The organism is Acinetobacter sp. S-1, assembly GCF_059579785.1.
Window position 1 is genome coordinate 1,088,215 of sequence record NZ_CM184207.1, and the last position, 20,551, is coordinate 1,108,765.

At 39.1% G+C, this 20,551-nt stretch carries 18 protein-coding genes; 12 read left to right on the plus strand and 6 right to left on the minus strand.

Features of this window, described 5'->3' with window-relative positions:
* Window positions 1-34: 34 nt before the first annotated feature.
* Window positions 35-418, minus strand: a complete 384-nt coding sequence (locus AC52J8_RS05255; RefSeq protein WP_002118682.1) for a DUF3144 domain-containing protein — start codon at window positions 416-418, stop codon at window positions 35-37.
* Between the two features lie 107 nt (window positions 419-525).
* Between AC52J8_RS05255 and AC52J8_RS05260 the strand changes: the two genes are divergently transcribed.
* The gene (locus AC52J8_RS05260; RefSeq protein WP_017387283.1) at window positions 526-1,158 is read left to right on the plus strand and encodes a hypothetical protein; all 633 of its coding nucleotides are present in this window, start codon (window positions 526-528) and stop codon (window positions 1,156-1,158) included.
* Between the two features lie 34 nt (window positions 1,159-1,192).
* Here the strand turns inward: AC52J8_RS05260 and AC52J8_RS05265 are convergent, their stop codons facing one another.
* On the minus strand, window positions 1,193-2,656 hold the full coding sequence (locus AC52J8_RS05265) for a CYTH and CHAD domain-containing protein (protein WP_086399808.1): 1,464 nt from the start codon (window positions 2,654-2,656) through the stop codon (window positions 1,193-1,195).
* Between the two features lie 165 nt (window positions 2,657-2,821).
* Between AC52J8_RS05265 and AC52J8_RS05270 the strand changes: the two genes are divergently transcribed.
* The 6 genes from AC52J8_RS05270 (at window position 2,822) to rapA (ending at window position 9,793) form a co-directional block, all read left to right on the plus strand.
* Entirely contained in the window at window positions 2,822-3,205 is a 384-nt protein-coding gene (locus tag AC52J8_RS05270) for an Mpo1-like protein (RefSeq protein WP_016802513.1), read from the plus strand.
* Window positions 3,206-3,320: 115 nt separating this feature from the next.
* Window positions 3,321-3,932 (plus strand): thiamine phosphate synthase, encoded by a 612-nt coding sequence (thiE, locus tag AC52J8_RS05275; protein ID WP_032063303.1) that lies wholly within the window; start codon window positions 3,321-3,323, stop codon window positions 3,930-3,932.
* A gap of 42 nt (window positions 3,933-3,974) precedes the next feature.
* Window positions 3,975-5,273, plus strand: a complete 1,299-nt coding sequence (gene hemL / locus AC52J8_RS05280) for a glutamate-1-semialdehyde 2,1-aminomutase (RefSeq protein ID WP_208753362.1) — start codon at window positions 3,975-3,977, stop codon at window positions 5,271-5,273.
* 62 nt (window positions 5,274-5,335) lie between these two features.
* On the plus strand, window positions 5,336-6,040 hold the full coding sequence (locus AC52J8_RS05285; protein ID WP_086399810.1) for a phosphopantetheine-binding protein: 705 nt from the start codon (window positions 5,336-5,338) through the stop codon (window positions 6,038-6,040).
* A 132-nt stretch (window positions 6,041-6,172) separates the two neighbouring features.
* Window positions 6,173-6,811, plus strand: a complete 639-nt coding sequence (locus tag AC52J8_RS05290; RefSeq protein WP_005307342.1) for an RluA family pseudouridine synthase — start codon at window positions 6,173-6,175, stop codon at window positions 6,809-6,811.
* Window positions 6,812-6,955: 144 nt separating this feature from the next.
* Window positions 6,956-9,793 (plus strand): RNA polymerase-associated protein RapA, encoded by a 2,838-nt coding sequence (rapA, locus tag AC52J8_RS05295; protein WP_068930168.1) that lies wholly within the window; start codon window positions 6,956-6,958, stop codon window positions 9,791-9,793.
* Between the two features lie 57 nt (window positions 9,794-9,850).
* Here rapA and AC52J8_RS05300 read toward each other — a convergent pair whose 3' ends face one another.
* Window positions 9,851-10,867: an AI-2E family transporter gene (locus AC52J8_RS05300; RefSeq protein ID WP_005067939.1), complete on the minus strand. Its 1,017-nt coding sequence runs from the start codon at window positions 10,865-10,867 to the stop codon at window positions 9,851-9,853.
* A 166-nt stretch (window positions 10,868-11,033) separates the two neighbouring features.
* Entirely contained in the window at window positions 11,034-11,729 is a 696-nt protein-coding gene (gene fabR / locus AC52J8_RS05305; RefSeq protein WP_057076872.1) for an HTH-type transcriptional repressor FabR, read from the minus strand.
* A 140-nt stretch (window positions 11,730-11,869) separates the two neighbouring features.
* On the opposite strand from fabR, the gene AC52J8_RS05310 reads away from it, so the two are divergent.
* A complete protein-coding gene (locus AC52J8_RS05310) occupies window positions 11,870-12,940 on the plus strand; it encodes a ferredoxin reductase (RefSeq protein ID WP_069123806.1) in 1,071 nt (356 codons plus the stop codon).
* Between the two features lie 12 nt (window positions 12,941-12,952).
* Window positions 12,953-14,047, plus strand: a complete 1,095-nt coding sequence (locus AC52J8_RS05315; protein WP_002118415.1) for a fatty acid desaturase family protein — start codon at window positions 12,953-12,955, stop codon at window positions 14,045-14,047.
* Window positions 14,048-14,095: 48 nt separating this feature from the next.
* On the opposite strand, the gene AC52J8_RS05320 is transcribed toward AC52J8_RS05315, so the two are convergent.
* Window positions 14,096-14,797 (minus strand): SIMPL domain-containing protein, encoded by a 702-nt coding sequence (locus AC52J8_RS05320; protein WP_014207320.1) that lies wholly within the window; start codon window positions 14,795-14,797, stop codon window positions 14,096-14,098.
* A 467-nt stretch (window positions 14,798-15,264) separates the two neighbouring features.
* On the opposite strand from AC52J8_RS05320, the gene AC52J8_RS05325 reads away from it, so the two are divergent.
* The 3 genes from AC52J8_RS05325 to AC52J8_RS05335 all read left to right on the plus strand — a co-directional run bounded on the left by AC52J8_RS05325 (window position 15,265) and on the right by AC52J8_RS05335 (window position 19,890).
* A complete protein-coding gene (locus AC52J8_RS05325; RefSeq protein WP_002118718.1) occupies window positions 15,265-16,638 on the plus strand; it encodes a diaminobutyrate--2-oxoglutarate transaminase in 1,374 nt (457 codons plus the stop codon).
* Between the two features lie 2 nt (window positions 16,639-16,640).
* Complete coding sequence (locus tag AC52J8_RS05330) at window positions 16,641-18,173, plus strand: pyridoxal phosphate-dependent decarboxylase family protein (RefSeq protein WP_017399290.1); 1,533 nt, start codon at window positions 16,641-16,643, stop codon at window positions 18,171-18,173.
* Window positions 18,174-18,459: 286 nt separating this feature from the next.
* Complete coding sequence (locus AC52J8_RS05335; RefSeq protein WP_078225184.1) at window positions 18,460-19,890, plus strand: aldehyde dehydrogenase family protein; 1,431 nt, start codon at window positions 18,460-18,462, stop codon at window positions 19,888-19,890.
* Window positions 19,891-19,961: 71 nt separating this feature from the next.
* Here the strand turns inward: AC52J8_RS05335 and AC52J8_RS05340 are convergent, their stop codons facing one another.
* Window positions 19,962-20,447: an Lrp/AsnC family transcriptional regulator gene (locus AC52J8_RS05340; RefSeq protein WP_004700117.1), complete on the minus strand. Its 486-nt coding sequence runs from the start codon at window positions 20,445-20,447 to the stop codon at window positions 19,962-19,964.
* Between the last annotated feature and the right edge of the window lie 104 nt (window positions 20,448-20,551).

Consider the following 20,551-nt stretch of genomic DNA (forward strand, 5'->3'; position numbering starts at 1 on the left):
AAATGTGGCTTTTTATTTGGATCTTTAAATCATATTAATGATCATGTTTGTGTGCGTGAAAATCTTCATTTTTACGGAAACGTAAATAATTTTCAAACTGTTCACAATATTCATCGAAGTTATCTTCAAGCATCATCTGAAATTGCTGAAGAAGGTAAGACATAACCTGATCTTTCGCATCACGCATTTCATTACCATCTTTAAAGTTATTTGCTGCTACCCATGTATTGAAGCGGGCAGTAGCAAATAACATTGCAGCACTCACTTGACCACGTAGCTCAGCTGGATCAACTTTTTTATCTTTTGGCGGGCGACAAAAATCATTAGCTTGTTTAATAAATTCATCCGCACGCTCAAAGAAAACCGCATTTAACGCTTCTTCTTCAGTAATATCTGTTGCATTAATCTTTTGAGACATGACTTATTCCCGCAAAAATAGAGCTGCTTATTATAGGCAAACGCTTGCGGAAACAAAACCTTTGACTTAGTCTGTAAATAGCCTAAGTATTGGTAGGAGAGACTAATATGCAAGATGCAATTGCTATTCAAAGTTTAAAGACAGATATTGCTTTATTACGCCAGCATGTTTTCCCACCCCAATATTTAGAGCATGTTGAAGGATTGCCGATTTATTATGGCTTGCAAGAAGAAGTCGAAAATTATTACCAACAATGGCAGGGGCTAATTGAAAGGGCACAAGAGCTTTTTCAGCCATTTATGGAAGATGAATTACCAGACGCGATTCATTTGCCAAGCCATTTAAATTTACCGCTATTCTTTTTTCACGTAGACCGAATTCGGATTAATAAAACACGTGCAAAAGAATCTAAAACTTTCCGCGGTGTTGCGAGTCTTATTGAAAAATGCGGGCAGTTTGAAACAGACCAAATATTTACGATGCAAGAATGGTTGCAAAGTGATGATACCGCGGCTCTGGTTGCTCACCGTGAATTCATCGATTTAAGAACCTATGTGTTTCAACATGGACAAAGCGAATATACACGTTCACGGTTTTATACCAATGGGATTGTGCTAGGGGTTGAGCCGCATTTTAAACTGGTCGATGCTCGTGATAAGCCAAGAAAGCAACGCAGCGATAGCTATAGTGATCCCTTAGCAGATAACGGCGTATGGAAAGTATTTGGTAAATACCGATAAAAGTCGCTGCTTGTTTACAGCGACTTTTTATAAATTACCAGAAAGTTTCAGCCTGACTAAAAGTTTGTAAAGCTTTTGCTGAGCGCTTTTGTAATTGTGGCTGTTTGGCTTTGACCCAGCCTAGAGCAAACCAGAAAGACGGATCTTGTTCCACCACATTGTTAAAAATACCTTCTGCAATAAACAAATCGTTATATTGACCTAGAGTATTTTGCACAGGTTGTAGCTGTTTTAAATATTGCTGTACTTTTTTATTTGGATAAAGACTCGAAATAAACTCAACACAATAACGTAACTGTTTAGCTTGCTTTCTTATTTTGTGCTGTTCATTCACTTCAAGCTCAGAGAAGTGTTCAGCATTATTAATCACTTTATGATGTAACTTATCTAAACTCTTTTTAATGTGTTTTTTTAATCCACCTGTTTTGCTGTCTGAATCTTCTTCTGAATAAGCAAATGCTAATAAATCGAGTAATAGCTTAATCGTATCCGCAGAGCTAAAGATTGTTGAGAGTTCTTTTGAGGGCTGGGCTGAAACTGGTAGTAAAAGTTCAGGTGAACCGTGTTGTTGAATAATAGGTAACACTTCGGTGCGAATCGCATCTTCATCACGAGTGTCTCCAAGTTTACGGAAAAGCTCAGCAATTTGTTCTTCCCAAACAGGATTTAGCTCGCCTGACCAGCCAGAGAAGTGTTTAAGCGCAGTGCGTAAACGACGTAAGCTTACCCGTGCCTGATGGATATGCTCAGCTTCGGCAACTCCATCGGCAATGACAGCCATATTTGGTAAGAATTGCCCTAAACAGTTTTCGACAATCTTTTTTAGAGCCTGTTCAGCAGTAATATCTTCATTTAATGTCAGACTTTTAGCATGAACAGCAGGTGAGGCAGCTAGCCCTAGTGCTAATAAGTTGCCACGTTCGGCTTTACTTCTTACATCAAGCCAAAGTGAATAACGATTAATCCATTGCTGCGCAAACTGAATTAGCGTTTTCACAGCCCCTTGCTTGAGTTCAAATTCGACTTCACAAATTACACTTTGTGCATCTGCTGTTTTTACGACACCATCATCTAAGCAAACTTCAATCGCTGTATTATCTGCTTCAAACACATGATAGGTGCGCTGTACATCAGTCTCAAACTGCAAACTTAGTTTTTCAGCTTGCGTTCCTAAGGCCGCATTAATTAAATCAGTTACCACTTTATTATCTTGGTATAACTCAAGGTTTAAGTCAGGTTCTTGATCACAAACGCCTAAATGAGTTTCTTCTTCAACACGGTGGAGATGGCTTTGACCTGCGGCTTTAAATGTTTGTACCCATTGATCATCTTCTTTACGTAAACGTAAGGCCATACCTTTTTTTGCAAGTAATCGATCAGGAGTGTCGTAATACTTTGCCTGTAAGTGAATGTTCTTTGCTTTATGTTTTTTTAAGTATTGCTGGACAGTTTTTTTCTTCGATTCAGGTAACTGAAACTTTAGTTCGACTTCGACCATAATATATCTCCCTGAATCAGGTATTTAGACTATCTTGAATAAGTATAATAGCTTAGCTCTAAAAATAATGGTTTTGATAGAGAAAGTTACAATCAAACATATGACGCTACACTTTTATTTAGGTGTACAATCAGGTGACGTTTTGATCAAATAAAAATCAGGAAGATGATCGTGAATGCACCAATAAACTTTAGCCATGAAGCTCAGCCAGAGTTTGAATTGCCGATTAAAAACTATCAGGAATTTTATCGTTTTTATTTAACTGAACACCGTAACATTATGAGCAGACGCTTACACGTGGTGGGCAGTAGCATTGGTCTATACTTTTTTTCAAAAGCAGTCCGTAAGAAGCAAGCCAAATATGTACTCTATGGTTTGGTAGCAGGCTACGCAAATGCTTGGGTTGGACATTTTGTGTTTGAAAAAAATAAACCTGCCAGTTTTAAACAACCTTTCTATAGCTTTATTTCTGATTGGCGAATGCTATCTGATGTTGCACGTGGCCGTTTGAGTTTGGTTGACCGTAAGTTTGATAAAATTCCAAGCTAATTTTTATATCTATTCTTAATATACCGATTGGTACTGTTAGACCTAGATCAATCGGTACTTATGATGTCCTATAAATCCGTTATACTAGCGAAGTTTTTTAAAGCGAGAGTAGAGTATGCGCGGTTTATACCTCATTACCAATGATGATCCAATCCAACTATTATTAGAAAAACTAGATGCCGCACTCGCAACTCGTCAGGTCGCAATTTTACAGTACCGCCGTAAGAAAATAGACAAAGCAGACCAACCCGCAGAAGTCGAACAAATCAAATTATTGTGTGAAAAATATCAGGTTCCTTTTGTCATTAATGATGACCTAAAACTGGCCGCTCAGTTTGGATTAGGTGTGCATTTAGGGCAAAGTGACGGCGAAATTACCGATGCAAAATCGCAATTACCAGAAGGCGTGATTATTGGCCGTACTTGCCTGAACTCATTAGAACTTGCGCAAAAAGCAATTGCCGATGGGGCGTCTTATATTGCATTTGGTGCGGTTTACGCGACCTCTACAAAACCTGAAGCAGGTAATGTGGGTATTGAAGTGATTAAGCAAGCAGCAGCCCAATATGATTTACCAATTTGTGCGATTGGTGGTTTAACTGTTGAAAACTCAAAACCTGTGATTGAGGCTGGGGCTGACCTCTGTGCAGTCATTAGTGATATATTAGGCCGATCAACTGCTGAAATTCCTGCCCGTGTACAGGCGTGGGCACAATTATTTTCTTAAGCTTTCAAAATTATTTTTTAGATATTTAAGACGAGCATTTCCATGAGTTTATCTCCAAAGCAAGAACAGTTATTTAAACAAGCCAGCAAACACATTCCAGGTGGTGTGAACTCTCCAGTACGTGCCTTTAATGGCGTTGGAGGAACACCTGTTTTCATCGAGAAAGCAAAAGGTGCTTATTTATGGGATGTCGATGGTAAGCGTTATGTTGACTATGTTGGTTCTTGGGGACCAATGATTTTGGGCCATGCTCATCCAGAGATTATTAAGGCTGTACAAACAGCAGCAGAAGACGGCTTAAGTTTTGGTGCACCAACCGTACATGAAACAACATTGGCAGATATTATCTGTGAAATCATGCCATCCATTGAATTGGTGCGTATGACTAACTCGGGTACAGAAGCAACCATGACGGCTATTCGTTTAGCGCGTGGTTATACTGGCCGTGACAAAATTGTGAAGTTTGAAGGTTGTTACCATGGCCACTCTGACTCACTTTTAGTAAAAGCAGGTTCGGGCTTACTTACTTTAGGTGAGGGTGAACCGACTTCGAAAGGTGTTCCTGTTGATTTTGCTAAACACACTTTAACGCTGCCGTATAATGATATTACTGCATTAAAAGAATGCTTTGCTAAGTTCGGCCATGAAATTGCGGGCGTTATTATTGAACCAGTAGCGGGTAACATGAATATGGTGAAACCAATTGACGGTTTCTTACAAGCCATTCGTGATATTTGTGATGAATATAAATCTGTATTCATTATTGATGAAGTGATGACAGGTTTCCGTGTTGCTTTAGGTGGTGCGCAATCGGTTTATAACGTTAAACCTGATTTAACGACTTTAGGTAAAATTATTGGTGCAGGTCTACCAGTTGGTGCATTTGGTGGTAAGCGTGAAATCATGGAATGTATCGCACCTTTAGGCGGTGTATACCAAGCAGGTACATTATCTGGTAACCCACTTGCTATGCGTGCTGGTATCGAGATGTTTAAACATTTACGTCAACCAGACTTTTACAGCAAATTATCTGCTCAACTTGAAAAGTTACTTGCAGGCTTACAAGCTGCAGCTGATGAAGCGGGTATTCCATTTAAGACTCAGCAAGCTGGCGCAATGTTCGGTCTTTACTTTACTGACCAAGAAGATATTACAAGCTTTGACTCAATGTTGGCATGTGATATTGAAGCTTTCAAAAAGTTCTTCCATGGCATGTTAAAGCGTGGGGTAAACTTGGCACCTTCAGCATTTGAAGCAGGCTTTATTTCATCTGCACATTCTGATGAAGATATTCAATTTACGATTCAGGCTGCAAAAGAAACATTCGCTGAAATGAAGTAAGCAAAAAAGCCCGTGTTAAACGGGCTTTTTAATTTGAGCTATTTTTATATTTGTAGAGAACAATGTTTTATCCCTTACCTCGAAAAATCCAATTAGCTGCAAGTACTTCAAATTGGTCAATTGAGTCAGCGCAAAGTATTTTGCTCATGGTTGGGCTCAATGAGCTTAAACTACGACCAGATTGGTCTGAGCAACCATTGGCGAATCATTTGGAATTGTTGATTAAGCGCGCTCAATTACTCGAAATTCCAATTATTTTTATTGAGACATCTCAGCTTCAACAAACCATGTTGGAGCTTGGTCAGCGTTTGTCATCAAATACTAAAGCCCAAGTTATGATGGCAGGTGATTTGTCGCCTCTGTTTAAACAAGTCATGCAGCTTGTTTTATCGATTACAGATCAGGTCAGTGTTGTAAATGATGCGATCTTGGCGGCTAATCTAGAGCAGCATATCCAATGGGTTGAAAAGATCAGTTTTGACCATATAAAACATTTAAATACGCAGAGCTTAATGCGGTTATGGTCTTTAAGTACGCCGTCCTCTTATATCTTGTCAGATAAAGGAATCTTATTGGCAATTGCTGAACAGTTGGGGCGACATCCTATGGAGATCCATCCTGAAATTGATTTAAGAAACTACGGACTAGATCAGTCTGCTGTTAATTATCTGGTCGATCTATGGCGTGCAAATGGTGCGAGCTTAAGTGCTGAAGAGATAATGCAAGCACCGACATTGCAACATATTATGCAGTTATTGAAGCCTTGACTGACTATAGACCTCAAGTGATCCATAATATTTGCAAATTCTGCTGTTAATTTACCCTAACGGCATTGTAATTCGGACGTAAGCTTTTTATTATTGCCCGCTTGTTTTTCATCTTACCTTGGGAATACAACTTTGAGTGATTTTCTAAGTGAACATCTGATCTATCGTGATGATGATTTTATGGTGATTCATAAACCTTCGGACATCTTGAGTGTTCCTGGTAAGGGTGATTTACATGATAGCGTTTTGACAAGGTTGGTTGCAATTGAACCTAAAACTTTGCTCATTCATCGTCTAGACCGAGATACTTCAGGTATTTTAGTATTTGGTTTATCGAAGCGCGGTCAAAGTGCGATTGCACGTCAATTTCAAGATCGTCAGACTTCAAAAATATATGAAGCGCTTGTCGCAGGTCATTTAGAGGGTGAGGGGACTGTAGATATTCCTGTCATCTATGACCCAAGCCGACCGCCTTTACATATTGTCGACGCTTCTCACAACAAGCCTGCTTTAACACATTGGCAGGCCATAGAACATTTTCAGATTCAGGGACAGCCTGTAACTCGTGTGAAATTAACACCAATTACGGGCCGATCTCATCAACTCCGTGTACACATGCAATATCTTGGGCATCCAATTGTAGGTGACACGCTGTATGCAACACCGGAGCAGCAACTTGTTCCGCGTTTATGTTTGCATGCCAAACAGTTAAGTTTTAATCATCCTGTCACAGCAGAAACATTAACTTTTGACTGTCCTGTACCGTTTTAATGTAAAAATTTTAATGCGTGATTTTTTGTAGTAAAGCAATTTAATTGGTTTTTGCTTCAAAATTTTGCTTTAAAGACTACATAAAAAGATGCAAAAATAAGCTAATTTGCATCGTACAATATGTAGTGCGAACTTGAGAGAAAGGTGGAAAAATTGCAGCAGTATGCTATTGGTCAACGTTGGCTATCAGACACAGAAACTGAGCTCGGTTTAGGTGTTCTTATTGATGTAGATGAAAGATCTGTCAGCATTTTATTCCCCAAAAGTGATGAGACACGTGTATATGCACGTAACAATGCTCCACTATCTCGTATCATCTTCAATACGAATGATGAAGTTCAAGATCAAGAAGGCCAGAAGTGGATTGTTGAGTCTGTTGAAGATCGTCATGGCGTTTTGCGTTACAACGTTGTTCGTACTTTAGAAAATGGCGAGCAAGAGCGTAAAGCACTCAATGAAACACGTATTGGCGCGCAAATTCAGTTATCGAAACCTTTAGATCGTTTGCTTGCAAGTCAAGTTGACTATAAAGAATGGTATGATCTGCGTATTGAAGCGATGTTGATGCAAGCACAAATGCAGACCAGTCCTCTCCGTGGGATGGTCGGTGCACGTGTTGGCCTGATTCCTCATCAGCTTTATATCGCACATGAAGTTGGTAAACGTTTTGCTCCTCGTGTTTTACTTGCCGATGAAGTTGGTTTAGGTAAAACAATTGAAGCTGGTTTAATTATCCACCAACAGCTTAAAACTGGTCGTTCAGAACGAATTCTGATTTTAGTCCCTGATTCTCTTCAGTATCAGTGGATGATTGAAATGCGTCGCCGTTTTAACTTGCAATTCTCTCTGTTTGATTTAACGCGTACAGCATCTATTAAAGAACATGATCCAGAGCTTAACCCATTCTTGACTGAGCAATGCATTATTGCCAGCGTTGACTTAATGGTTGACCATGATGATTTGCGTGAGCAAGCCATAGAAGCTGGTTTTGATTTGCTCGTAGTCGACGAAGCACATCATTTGATGTGGAGCGAAGAAGAAGGCGGGAATGATCGTTACGATTTAATTGAAGAGCTCGCTGAAAATACAGCAGGGGTGTTATTACTCACTGCAACACCTGAACAATTAGGCGTAGAAAGCCATTTCGCACGTTTACGTTTACTTGATCCACAGCGTTTTAGTAGTTTAGAGCGCTTCTTAGATGAAGAGACTCAATATCAGCAAACTGCAAAAATTGCTGAAGTGCTCATGTCTGATCAAGCTTTAACGCCAGAACATTTATCTGCTTTAGAAGGTTTGTTAGGTCACACTATTGAAGACCAGCCTGATCAACGCTTTAGAGCTATTCACGAGTTATTAGACCGTCACGGTACTGGACGTATCTTATTCCGTAATACACGTGAAGCGATTCAGGGCTTCCCGGGGCGTGATTGTCAGCCAGCACCATTACCAGCACCAGAAGATTGGTCAAAAGATGGCAAACTGCGTGAACAGATGTGGCCTGAAGAAGCACAGATTGATGGTTCATGGATGCAAAATGATCCGCGTGTGCCATGGTTAATGGAAATTTTACGCAAAGATCTTAAGCATAAAAAAGTGCTTTTAATCGCGCGTAGCGGACCAGTGGTTGAGTCTTTAGAAAATGTATTGCGTTTGCATGCAGGTATTCGTACCGCAATGTTCCATGAGGGCATGAGCTTACTAGAGCGTGACCAAGCAGCTGCTTACTTTGCTGAAGAAAGCTATGGCGCTCAGATTCTATTGTGTTCGGAAATTGGTTCGGAAGGCCGTAATTTCCAATTCGCCAGTGATCTAATTTTATTTGATCTACCAGCTAACCCAGATGTTTTAGAGCAACGTATTGGACGTCTAGACCGTATTGGTCAAGAAAACCGTATCCAAATTCATGTGCCATACCTTGTGGGAACAGCTCAAGAGCGTATGTTCCGTTGGTATAACGAAGCACTGAATATTTTCAGCAATATTTCTCCGACAGCGCAAACGCTGCAAGAGAATTTTATTGTTGAATTAAAAGATTGTTTACTTGCAGACCAAGGTCAAACATTTGAAGATTTGCTTGAAGAGGTGAATGTTCAACGTCAAGCCTTAGAAGCTGAACTTCAAGCTGGCCGAGATCGTTTACTTGAATATAATTCATGTCGTCCTATTGTGGCACAAGAAATTGTTCAAGCTCTTGAAGACTATGACGACAATACAACGCTGCCAATGTTTGTGAAGCGTTTCATGTCATCAACCAATATCGACTTTGATGAGCAAAGTAATGGTACGGTGATTATTAAACCAACCGACCAAATGCAAGTGCAAGGTTTGGCTTTAGACGAAGAAGGTATGACCGCAACGTTCTATCGCGATCAAGCTCAGCTTCGTGAAGATGCTCAATATTTAACTTTAGAGCATCCGTTCATTGAAAGTGTTATGGAAATGATCCGTACACAATCATTTGGTAGTACCAATGTTGCTGTACTCAAATCTAATGCATTAAAGCAGGGTTCAGTCTTAATTGAAGTCTGGTTTAAAGTAGATGTTGTTGCACCGAAGTCACTGAACTTGCCATCAAGCTTACCGAAGCAGCTTATCCGTGTATTGTTAAGTGAAAATGGTCAGGATTTATCTGAAAAGATTGATCCAACAATTTTAAAACCTTATTTGCACCATTTAGATGGCAATAGCTGCCGCCAAGTAGTTAAAGCTCGCCGTGATATCATTGAGCAGCGCTATAAACAAGCGTTAGAGATTGCGAAAGTTGATTTACCGCAGCTTCAGCAACAAGCAAAAGAGCATTATGGCAATAAATGGCAATATGAAATTGACCGTTTAACTTATCTCAAACAGTTCAACCCAAGTATTCGTCAAGACGAAATTGAACGTTTACAAAAGCTGCAAAAAGAAGGCTTGAGCTTGCTTGATGGTTTAACTGTTACACCAGAAGCAATTCAAGTGTTAGTTGTGGTTAAACCGTAACTTACTCAAAATGAAAAAAGCGCTGAGAGGGCGCTTTTTTTATACATCGATTTTGAATTAGATAAGACCAGCGTCTTTTAATTCTAGCTTTAAATAAGCATAGAAAATTGGAGCCGCGATTAAACCGCCTAAACCAAAAATCGACTCAAACACTAACATTGCCAGTAAAATTTCCCATGCATTGGCATTAATTTTATGCCCAATAATTTTAGCATTAATAAAATATTCAAGCTTATGAACCAGAACCAGATAAAGTAATGCTGCACCTGCTAGTCCTAGGGAAATTGTAAGAGCAGCAATGAACGTTAAAGTGTTTGAAAGTAGATTCCCTAAAATAGGAATCAGTCCAAACATGAAGGTCAAAATGGTTAAGGTTTTGGCAAAAGGAAGGTGAACTCCCCAAAGCGGCAACAAAATAAAGGCAAATAAAATAAAGAGCAGCGTGTTAATCGCTGAAATTTTTATTTGGGCAAAAACAACATTTTTAAATGAAATTGATAATTTTTGAATACGTTGGATAAGCAGTGACTTAAAAACAGGCTGAGGCGTACGGCGATGAAAACCATGTATCGCCACCAAAATACCAATAATTAATCCCATCACCATGGTCACGAAGTTATGCAAAATATCGGAACTGGTATTTTTTAGGGTGGTGACGTTATCTTTCATAAATGCAAAGATTTCGTCTTTTAGATCTGTCACGCTATCAGGAATATAACCTGGAAGATATTTTGTGATCTCTGCTTGCAAATGAAGTAAGGTTTGATCAACCTTGCTATTAATACTATGTAATCCGACACCTTTTAAATCGTATACAACGAAACTAATTAGACTCGTTATGAAAAAACCAATAAGTGAAATGGTGACGATACTGAGTAAAATACTAATAAAAATACGGGCTCTTTGGCCATCAATATAACGTTCTACAACCGAACTTAAACTAATAATAATTTCATAAATGAGAAAGCCTGCAAAAAAACTTGCTAATAGATGTAATGGGATAACCGAAAGCAAAAAGATGCCCATAAGAATGTAGCTTGCAATCAGACTTTGACGATTATTCAAATTTTGCATGTTGATCCCTGAGATCGTTGGGAATATAGGAGAAAGAGCAAACGGAATGATTATTTATACTCTGGCAAGTTATTCGCTTCAATCAGTGAATTATATTTTTATTGGAAAATAGAGGAGTTAGATGTAAAAATGGCCTGTTCATCAACAAGCCATTCATTAGATCATTTTAGCGAATTTTTGCTTCATCTAGATGACGTGCGCCTTCTAAAATCATCCGAATCATAATCATGGTTTGTTCAGCAACTTCTGCACGTTGATCAATCGGTAAATCAATCACTTTGGCACCCATGTGAAACACAAGTTGAGTAATAGCTTTTGCAACAAGGTCTGGGTGATACAGGTGATTGTTATTTAACCGTTCAAGACGAATTAAATCTTCTTGTAGCTCTTGCTGAAAAAAGTTGAGCTGGCGGTCTACGGCAGCCTTATAAGAAGCAGAACCTGTAAAACTTTCACGTAGCAATAAACTTAAATTACCTTCATCGGCATCGAGCTGTTGAAGGAAAATATCGACAGAACTGCGAATAATACTTTCTTGTAAGGAAGCACGTAGGCGAGCCTGACGAATGATTTTACGTAAAACGATACCTGCGCGGTCAATTAGAGAAATTGCTAATTCATCAATATCTTTAAAATGTCGATAGAAACTATTTGGGGCAATTCCTGCTTCTCGAGCTACTTCACGTAAACTCAATGAAGCAATACTTTTTTGCGGACCAATGAGGTTTAAAGCGGCCTGAAAAAGTTCTTCTTTAGTAATTGTCGCTTTTCTTCCAACAGAACGCGTAGCTGTTTTAATTTCAATGACATCTTGTTGTTGAGGTGTGTCATTCAGGTTCTGAGAAAGTGAAGATTGGGTCATGCTGTTCAATATATTTGTAAACTCTCAGGATTATAGCCTTAGAAGCTGAACTTGTGAAATTGTAATTAAAAGTACGGGTGTATATACAAATATATATACATGTGTATAATAATTAAAAAAGAGCGACAGAGCCTTCAGTTATGCAAGCAATCGAAAAGAGAAATTCTCTATTCAATTCATTGACACAAGCCATCTTTGATAAAGAAATGGCTAATTTCTGGCTACAAAAAGTTAATCCTTTATGGTCTGTAAAACATGGCCTTGTTCAAATTGTAAAAAAAGAATTTGTCGCTCACGACATGGTGAGCCTGACGCTAAAATGTAACCGCTTAGTGAAAATGGGCGTTGCAGGCCAGCATCATCCTGTAATTGTAGAAATTGCTGGTCGTCGCTATGAACGTACTTATAGTTTGACGCAAATAGATGCGCAGCACTTACGTTTAACCGTAAAAAAAGTTGCTGATGGTATCGTGAGTAACTGGTTTATTTCTGAAAGCAAAATCGGTGATGTTTTTGAGCTTGGTCAACCTTATGGTGACATGCAACAAAACATCAAAACACCGAATTTAATTATGTTGGCTGCAGGTAGTGGTATTACCCCAATGTTGAGCCTAATTACTGCGATTAAACAAAGCCAGCAGTTAGATAAAGTTCAGGTGCAACTTTTATATTGGGTGAAACAACGTTCAGATGCAGCTTTTGTTGAATACTTTGAAAAAGTTGCGCAGCAATATCCGAACTTTAATTATCAGGTTTTCTATACACAAGAAACCCCAAATGATGAACGTTTAAATGCAGAGCATTTAGCATTAGTTGATGATGTAGAAAACAGCACAATTTATGCGTGTGGTCCTTCTGGTTTTGTAGCGTCTGTTGAGCAGTTATTTGAAAACGCTCCAGCCGTTTTAACAGAAGCATTTAGCTTAACAAATGAAAGCTCTGCCGATGATATTGGTTATGTGAATGTCACATTAACCCAGTCTAATAAGGTGATTGCAATTCCTAAAGGCCAGTCAATTCTGGTTAGCCTTGAACATGAAGGTCTTAAACCAACTCATGGATGCCGTATGGGAATTTGTAATAAATGTGTTTGTAATAAATCCCAAGGTTCAACACGTAATTTACTTAACGGTAGCGAAAACACTGAACCAAGCCAATTACTCAAAATTTGTGTGAACTCAGCACAATCCGATCTAGTTATTGATCTTTAAGAGAGAACTCTTATGAATATGCCAGTGAAAGTCGAATATTTTAAAAATCCTAAAAATCGAGATTTGACTCCAGCAGAACTTGATGCATTTGCAAAAGAGCTCGATCAGATCAAGCAAGAGGTACTGGATGATTTGGGCGAGAAAGACGCTAAATATATCCGCCGTGTTTATGCTGCGATTCGTTATAGTAGCTTTTTAGGTCGTGCATGTTTGTTTGCAGGCTGGTTCCCACCAGCGTGGATTTTAGGAACAGGCCTATTAGGCTTCTCTAAAATTATGGAAAACATGGAACTCGGTCATAACGTGATGCACGGTCAATATGACTGGATGAACGATCCTAAATTTAATGGTCAAACTTACGAGTGGGATACTGTCGGTACTTCTGATAACTGGCGCCAAACTCATAACTATAAACATCACACCTATACCAACATTAAAGGTATTGATGATGACATCGGTTACGGTTTACTTCGTTTATTCCCAGAGCAACGCTGGAAGCCGGGTTTCTTACTTCAACCTGTTTATAGCATCCCATTCTGTTTATTGTTCCAATGGGGCGTAGCTATTCAGAATCTTGAAATTGGACGTGTCCTTTATAAACGTAAGAGCATGGCAAAATTCTTGGAAGAATTAAAACCTGTTAATAAAAAGATTGGAAAACAACTTTTTAAAGACTATGTTTTCTTCCCTTTAATTGCAGGTCCAGCAGCTTTACCTGTATTCACTGGTAATTTGGTTGCAAATGGTCTTCGTAATATCTGGACATTTACGATTATTTTTTGTGGTCACTTCACAAAAGATGCGGAAGTATTTCCAAAGTCTGTTTTACAAGAAGAAAGCCGTGGTCACTGGTATATGCGCCAGATTCGTGGTTCTTCTAACTTGAAAGGTTCAGAAGCATTACATATTTTAAGCGGACATTTGAGCCATCAGATTGAGCACCATTTATTCCCTGATATCCCAGCGCGTCGTTATCGCCAAATGGCTCCAAAAGTGGAAGCTGTATGTAAAAAATATGGTCTAAATTATAACAACGCAAGTCTGGCTAAACAGTTTGGACAGGTGGTAGGCCGTATCTTTAAATATGCTTTACCTTTTAAAAAATAAGTCAAAAAAAGCCCTGATGAGTTCAGGGCTTTTTTTTAGAAAAACAAATTATTTAAACTGAATTGAACCGTTTGCATTCACAGTAATTTTAGACTCACCAGCTGCCATGTCTTGAGCTGGTGCAGCTTCGGCCATAGCAAATTTAGCCATGCTGGCACGCATTACAGGTTGTGGGAAATAGTTATTCGTGTTCAGGTTTAGAGTAACCAAACTATATTGGTTTTTATTCCAAGCTTGGGTCAACATTTGAGCACGTTGTTGGAAGTTTTTAGATGCTTCTACCATTAACTCATTTTCAACTTTTTTACGTTGTTCATCAGAAACCGTAAAATTAATCGATTGAGTTTGGAAGTTTTGCTGTAATTCGTTTACTAACTGGCTAGCAGCTTTAAAGTCTTTACTTTCAAGACGGATTTCAGCACGGCCACGCCATTCTTTTAACTTATTACTATCGTTATCGTAAATTGGATAAGTGCTTTGAGCACCAGTTTCCACTTTTACTTGTGGATATTTACGAGAAACATTAAGTGCCTGATTCATCAGCTGATTAATTTGGTTTGAAAGCTCGGCTGGTTGTTTGTTACTTTTTTCAATATATAAAGTTGCATGCATTTCATCATTAGAAACTTGGCGAGAAGCTTCGGCTTGTACATTTACAATATTGTAGTTCAAAGCATTATCATCCTGAGCAAAAACTAAAGGGCTAAGGAGAGAACCTAAAAGAAGGGTGGATACGGCTAAAGTACGCATAAATTTTTCCTTTAAAAATTAATATAAATTTAATTTTTTTCATTAGGAAATGTTAAACATAACTTATGCATAACTTTTGCAGATTTTGTGGCGTATTTGTAATATTCAGATCAGGTTTTTTTAAATTTTGGTAAATATAAAGTCTTTAAAAATTAAAAGCTTAAAATTAAAGTGTTTCAATGTAACTTAAAAAATCAAAGTAATATAAAAAAAGAATATTTTCTTTAGGTTGTCACATAGTATGATGATAATTCATCATAACTATTGGGATGATACATTTTTTCAATAAGATTAGATGAGTAAAGTACATAAAAGACGTTTTTTTTCTTGTAAAATTAGGTATCATCGCGCTCCTAGTTACAAGATATAAAATAAGTGTCTTTACTAGTTCTATAAAGCACCGAGTCAAAGGACCAATCGTCACCAGACTTATTTCTTTCTACCCCTATCAGAGATGGTAATCCGATATGAGCGTTACTTCCGTTAACCCTGCCACTAATGCTACTAACGAATATTATTTGACTCGCCAAAGTCAAATGGAATCAAATGTTCGTAGCTATCCACGTAAATTACCGTTAGCGATAGCGAAAGCACAAGGATGCTGGGTTACTGATGTTGAAGGTACACAGTACCTTGATTGTTTAGCTGGGGCAGGTACATTGGCTTTAGGTCATAATCATCCTGCGGTGATTCAAAGTATTCAAGATACATTGGCAAGTGGTTTGCCATTGCATACTTTAGACTTAACCACACCTTTAAAAGATGCATTCACTGAAGCATTGTTAGCATATTTACCTGGTGGTAAAGAAGAATATTGCTTGCAGTTCTGTGGTCCTGCTGGTGCAGACGCAACTGAAGCAGCAATCAAACTTGCTAAGACTTACACTGGCCGTAGTTCAGTGATCAGTTTCTCAGGCGGTTATCATGGTATGACCCATGGTGCACTTGCTATGACTGGTAACTTAAGTGCAAAAAATGCAGTTAACGGTTTAATGCCAGGCGTACAATTCATGCCATATCCGCATGAATACCGCTGCCCACTTGGTTTAGGTGGTGAAGCTGGTGTTGACGCTTTAACTTACTACTTTGAAAACTTTATTGAAGATGTAGAAAGCGGTGTAACAAAACCGGCTGCTGTTATTCTTGAAGCGATTCAAGGTGAAGGCGGCGTAGTTACAGCTCCAGTAAAATGGTTGCAAAAAATCCGTGAAGTGACTGAAAAGCACAACATCGTTTTAATTTTAGACGAAGTTCAAGCTGGCTTTGCACGTTCGGGCAAAATGTTTGCATTTGAACATGCAGGTATTGAACCTGATGTTGTTGTAATGTCTAAAGCAGTAGGTGGTGGTTTACCACTTGCAGTATTAGGTATTAAACGTAAATTTGATGCTTGGCAGCCTGCTGGTCACACGGGTACTTTCCGTGGTAACCAACTTGCTATGGGTACTGGTCTTGTCGTATTAAAAACGATTAGCGAACAAAATCTTGCTCAAAATGCGCAAGAGCGTGGTGACTTCTTACAAGCTGAATTTAAAAAATTAGCTCAAGAATTCCCATGTATCGGTAACGTACGTGGTCGCGGTTTAATGATCGGTGTTGAGATCGTTGACGAGCGTAAACCAGCTGATCGTATTGGTTCGCATCCTGCTGACTCACAATTAGCTGCTGCAATTCAAACTGCTTGTTTCAACAATAAATTATTGCTTGAAAAAGGTGGTCGTAACGGTACGGTAATTCGTTTACTTTGCCCGCTTATCATCACTCAAGACGAGTGTGTTGAAGTAGTTGCTCGCTTTAAGAAAGCAATTGCAGAAGCATTGGTTGCAGTACGAGGCGCATAAGTATGGTGGATTTTGCAGAACATCGTAAAGCGTTACTCTGCAATGATGCACAATCCATTGCTGACTATGAGTCAGCAATGGGCGAAGCGGTAAAAGCCGTTTCAGCATGGTTGCAAAATGAAAAGATGTACACTGGTGGTAGCATTAAAGAATTGCGTTCAGCAATTTCTTTCCAACCTTCAAAAGAAGGTATGGGTGTACAAGAATCTCTTCAACGTATGATTGAGCTTTTCTTGAATAAAAGCTTGAAAGTACATCATCCACATTCATTAGCACATTTACACTGCCCAACCATGGTGATGAGCCAGATTGCGGAAGTGTTAATCAATGCAACTAACCAATCTATGGACTCATGGGATCAAAGCCCGGCAGGTTCATTAATGGAAGTTCAGCTCATTGATTGGTTGCGTCAAAAAGTAGGTTATGGTTCTGGTCAGGCTGGTGTTTTCACTTCTGGCGGTACTCAATCTAACTTGATGGGTGTATTGCTTGCTCGTGACTGGTGCATCTCGAAAAACTGGAAAGACGAAAATGGTAATCCATGGTCTGTACAGCGTGATGGTATTCCTGCCGATGCAATGAAAAACGTCAAAGTCATTTGTTCTGAAAATGCACATTTCTCTGTGCAAAAGAACATGGCAATGATGGGCATGGGCTTCCAGTCAGTTGTGACTGTTCCTGTGAATGAAAATGCACAAATGGATGTAGATGCTCTCGAAAAAACGATGGCGCATCTTCAGTCTGAAGGTAAAGTTGTTGCTTGTGTCGTTGCGACAGCAGGTACGACTGATGCCGGTGCAATTGACCCATTGAAGAAAATCCGTGAAATTACCAATAAATATGGTTCATGGATGCATATCGATGCGGCATGGGGCGGTGCATTAATTCTGTCAAATGACTATCGTGCAATGCTTGATGGTATTGAGTTGTCTGACTCGATTACCCTCGACTTCCATAAGCATTATTTCCAAAGCATTAGCTGTGGCGCGTTCTTGTTGAAAGATGAAGCGAACTATCGTTTCATGCACTACGAAGCTGAATACTTGAACTCTGCTTATGACGAAGAGCACGGTGTACCAAACCTTGTGTCTAAGTCATTACAAACGACTCGTCGTTTTGATGCATTGAAATTGTGGATGACAATTGAATCACTAGGTGAAGACCTTTATGGTTCAATGATTGACCATGGTGTAAAACTTACTCGTGAAGTTGCAGATTACATCAAGGCAACTGATGGTTTAGAACTTTTAGTTGAGCCTCAGTTTGCTTCGGTATTATTCCGTGTTGTTCCACAAGGCTACCCAGCTGAGTTTATCGATAGCTTGAACCAAAACGTAGCGGACGAATTGTTTGCACGTGGTGAAGCAAATATCGGTGTAACAAAAGTGGGTAATGTACAGTCATTGAAAATGACAACATTAAGCCCTGTTGTGACATTCGAAAACGTTAAAAACCTTTTAGGTCAAGTATTGGCTGAAGCTGACCGCATTAAAGATGCAATTGCTTCTGGTAACTATGTACCACCAATCGACTAATTGAGTTGATAACAAAAAAAGCTCGGTTTATTACCGGGCTTTTTTATGGCAGATTGTTTTTATTTGGATTGTGTATGAAGAAAAGAATACATGCACAAATCATGCATATTTTCAAAAAACAAAAATAATTATGCATGATTTATGGGGAGCAAATTTCTTATTGTATTGGTATGTCCCCAATATTTTTGGTCACATTGATATATCAATATCGTACTTACTTTAAATAATCCCGCTTTAACTGAAAAAAGTAAGTGGCTGTAATTACAATTAAGACAAGGAAGAAGAAATGCAACAAGCGAATATGCTCAATGAATTTAAACTCATTATTGGCGGTCAACTTTGTTCAGGTGAACAAGGTGAACTAGAAATTCTTAACCCTGCTACTGGCTTAACTGCTGCACGTTGTGCAAAAGCATCGGTTGCGCAAGTAAATCAGGCAGTGAGTGCTGCTAAACAAGCATCTAAAGCTTGGCAACAAGTTTCACACGAAGAGCGTAAGTTAATCTTGAACAAGATTGCCGATGGCATTGAAAAGCACGCTGAAATGCTCGCAGAGTTGGTTGTGCTTGAACAAGGTAAGCCACTCGCACTTGCTCAAATGGAAGTGCAGGGCGCAATTGGCTGGACTCGCTATGCGGCTGCGATGGATTTACCTGTAGAAGTAATTGAAGACAGTGAAACCAAGCGTATTGAGCGCCATCGCCAACCATTAGGTGTAGTGGCTTCAATTACACCATGGAACTGGCCACTGATGATTGCAGTTTGGCACATCATGCCTGCATTGCGTGCGGGTAACGTGGTCATTAGCAAACCTTCTGAATACACACCACTATCAACTTTGCGTTTATGTGAAATCATTCAGCAAGAAGTTCCTGCTGGTGTAATTTCGATTGTGGTTGGTGCTGGTGAGATTGGCGAAGCATTATCTTCTCATCCAGATGTACAAAAAGTTGTATTTACGGGTTCAACTCGAACAGGCCAGCACATTATGGCCGGTGCAGCTCAGCAGCTAAAACACTTAACTTTAGAGTTGGGTGGTAATGATGCTGGTATTGTATTACCAGATGCAAATATCGATGAAATTGCACCTAAGATTTTTAATATGGCGTTCTTGAATGCCGGTCAAACATGTGCAGCCTTAAAGCGCTTATACGTTCATGAAAGCCAGTATGAAGCTTTATCTCAAAAGTTAGCTGATATTGCCAACGCTCAAGTTGTGGGTGATGGTATGGCATCTTCTACAACATTTGGTCCAGTACAAAACAAAATGCAATATAACAAAGTGAAAGCACTTATTGCCGATGCCATTTCTCAAGGAGCAAAAGCGCTGTCTGGGCAACAACAATTACCGGAGCAGGGCTATTTTATTGCACCAACTATTTTGACTGAAGTTTCTGATTCTTGCCGCGTGGTCCAAGAAGAGCAGTTTGGTCCAGTGTTGCCTGTTTTAAAATATACCGATATTAACGATGCTATTGCTCGTGCCAATGACAGTGAGTTTGGTTTAGGTGGCTCAATTTGGTCTTCTGATATTAAAGCCGCTCAGACTTATGCTAGTCAGCTTCAATGCGGAACTGTTTGGATTAATACCCATGCGGAGGTTCTGCCTCATGCACCTTTTGGTGGCTGGAAAATGTCTGGCCTAGGTGCTGAATTTGGTCTGGAAGGCTTGCTTGAAAATACGATTGGGCAAACGGTTCATATCAGTAAAGTCTAAATATTAATTTTAAGGCGGATCTAGTATCCGCCTTTTTATTTTCACTTTTAAGAGTGAAAAGCTGAGTTATTTTATTGAGAGTGATGATAGCTCATGCTTTTAGGTTTGATTAAAAAATGATTCTGTTCTTTAATTTTTTTAAGAACGATGTAAGACTTTATGTGCCCAATAAAATTATAAGAAAGTAATCTTTCAGTCACAAATTGAGAAAGCTGTTCTAAGTTTTCTGCAACAACTTTTAAAATAAAATCTGCATCACCACTAATTGAAAATGCGTCCTGAATGTTGTCTTCAGCTTCAATGAGTTCTTGAAAAGCCTGCTGTGATTTTGCCTCGTGTGTTCTTAGATTAATATGTATCATCGCTGTAACTTCCAGTCCTAGCGCCTGCTGCTGGATGCGCGCAGTGTAGCCTAGAATTATCCCTTTTTGCTCAAGTAGCTGCCTTCTTCTTGAACATTGCGAAGCAGATAAGCCAATTAAATCGCCTATTTCCTGATTAGTGAGCCGTCCATTCTTTTGTAGTGCCTGAATGATTTGCCAGTCGAACTTATCCATTGCATAAAATCCTTTTATGATACACAAATCATGTATTTTTATTAAAATGCGTTTTCATTATGCACGAAATCTAAAAGATAGATGAAATATTATTTTTCTATGGA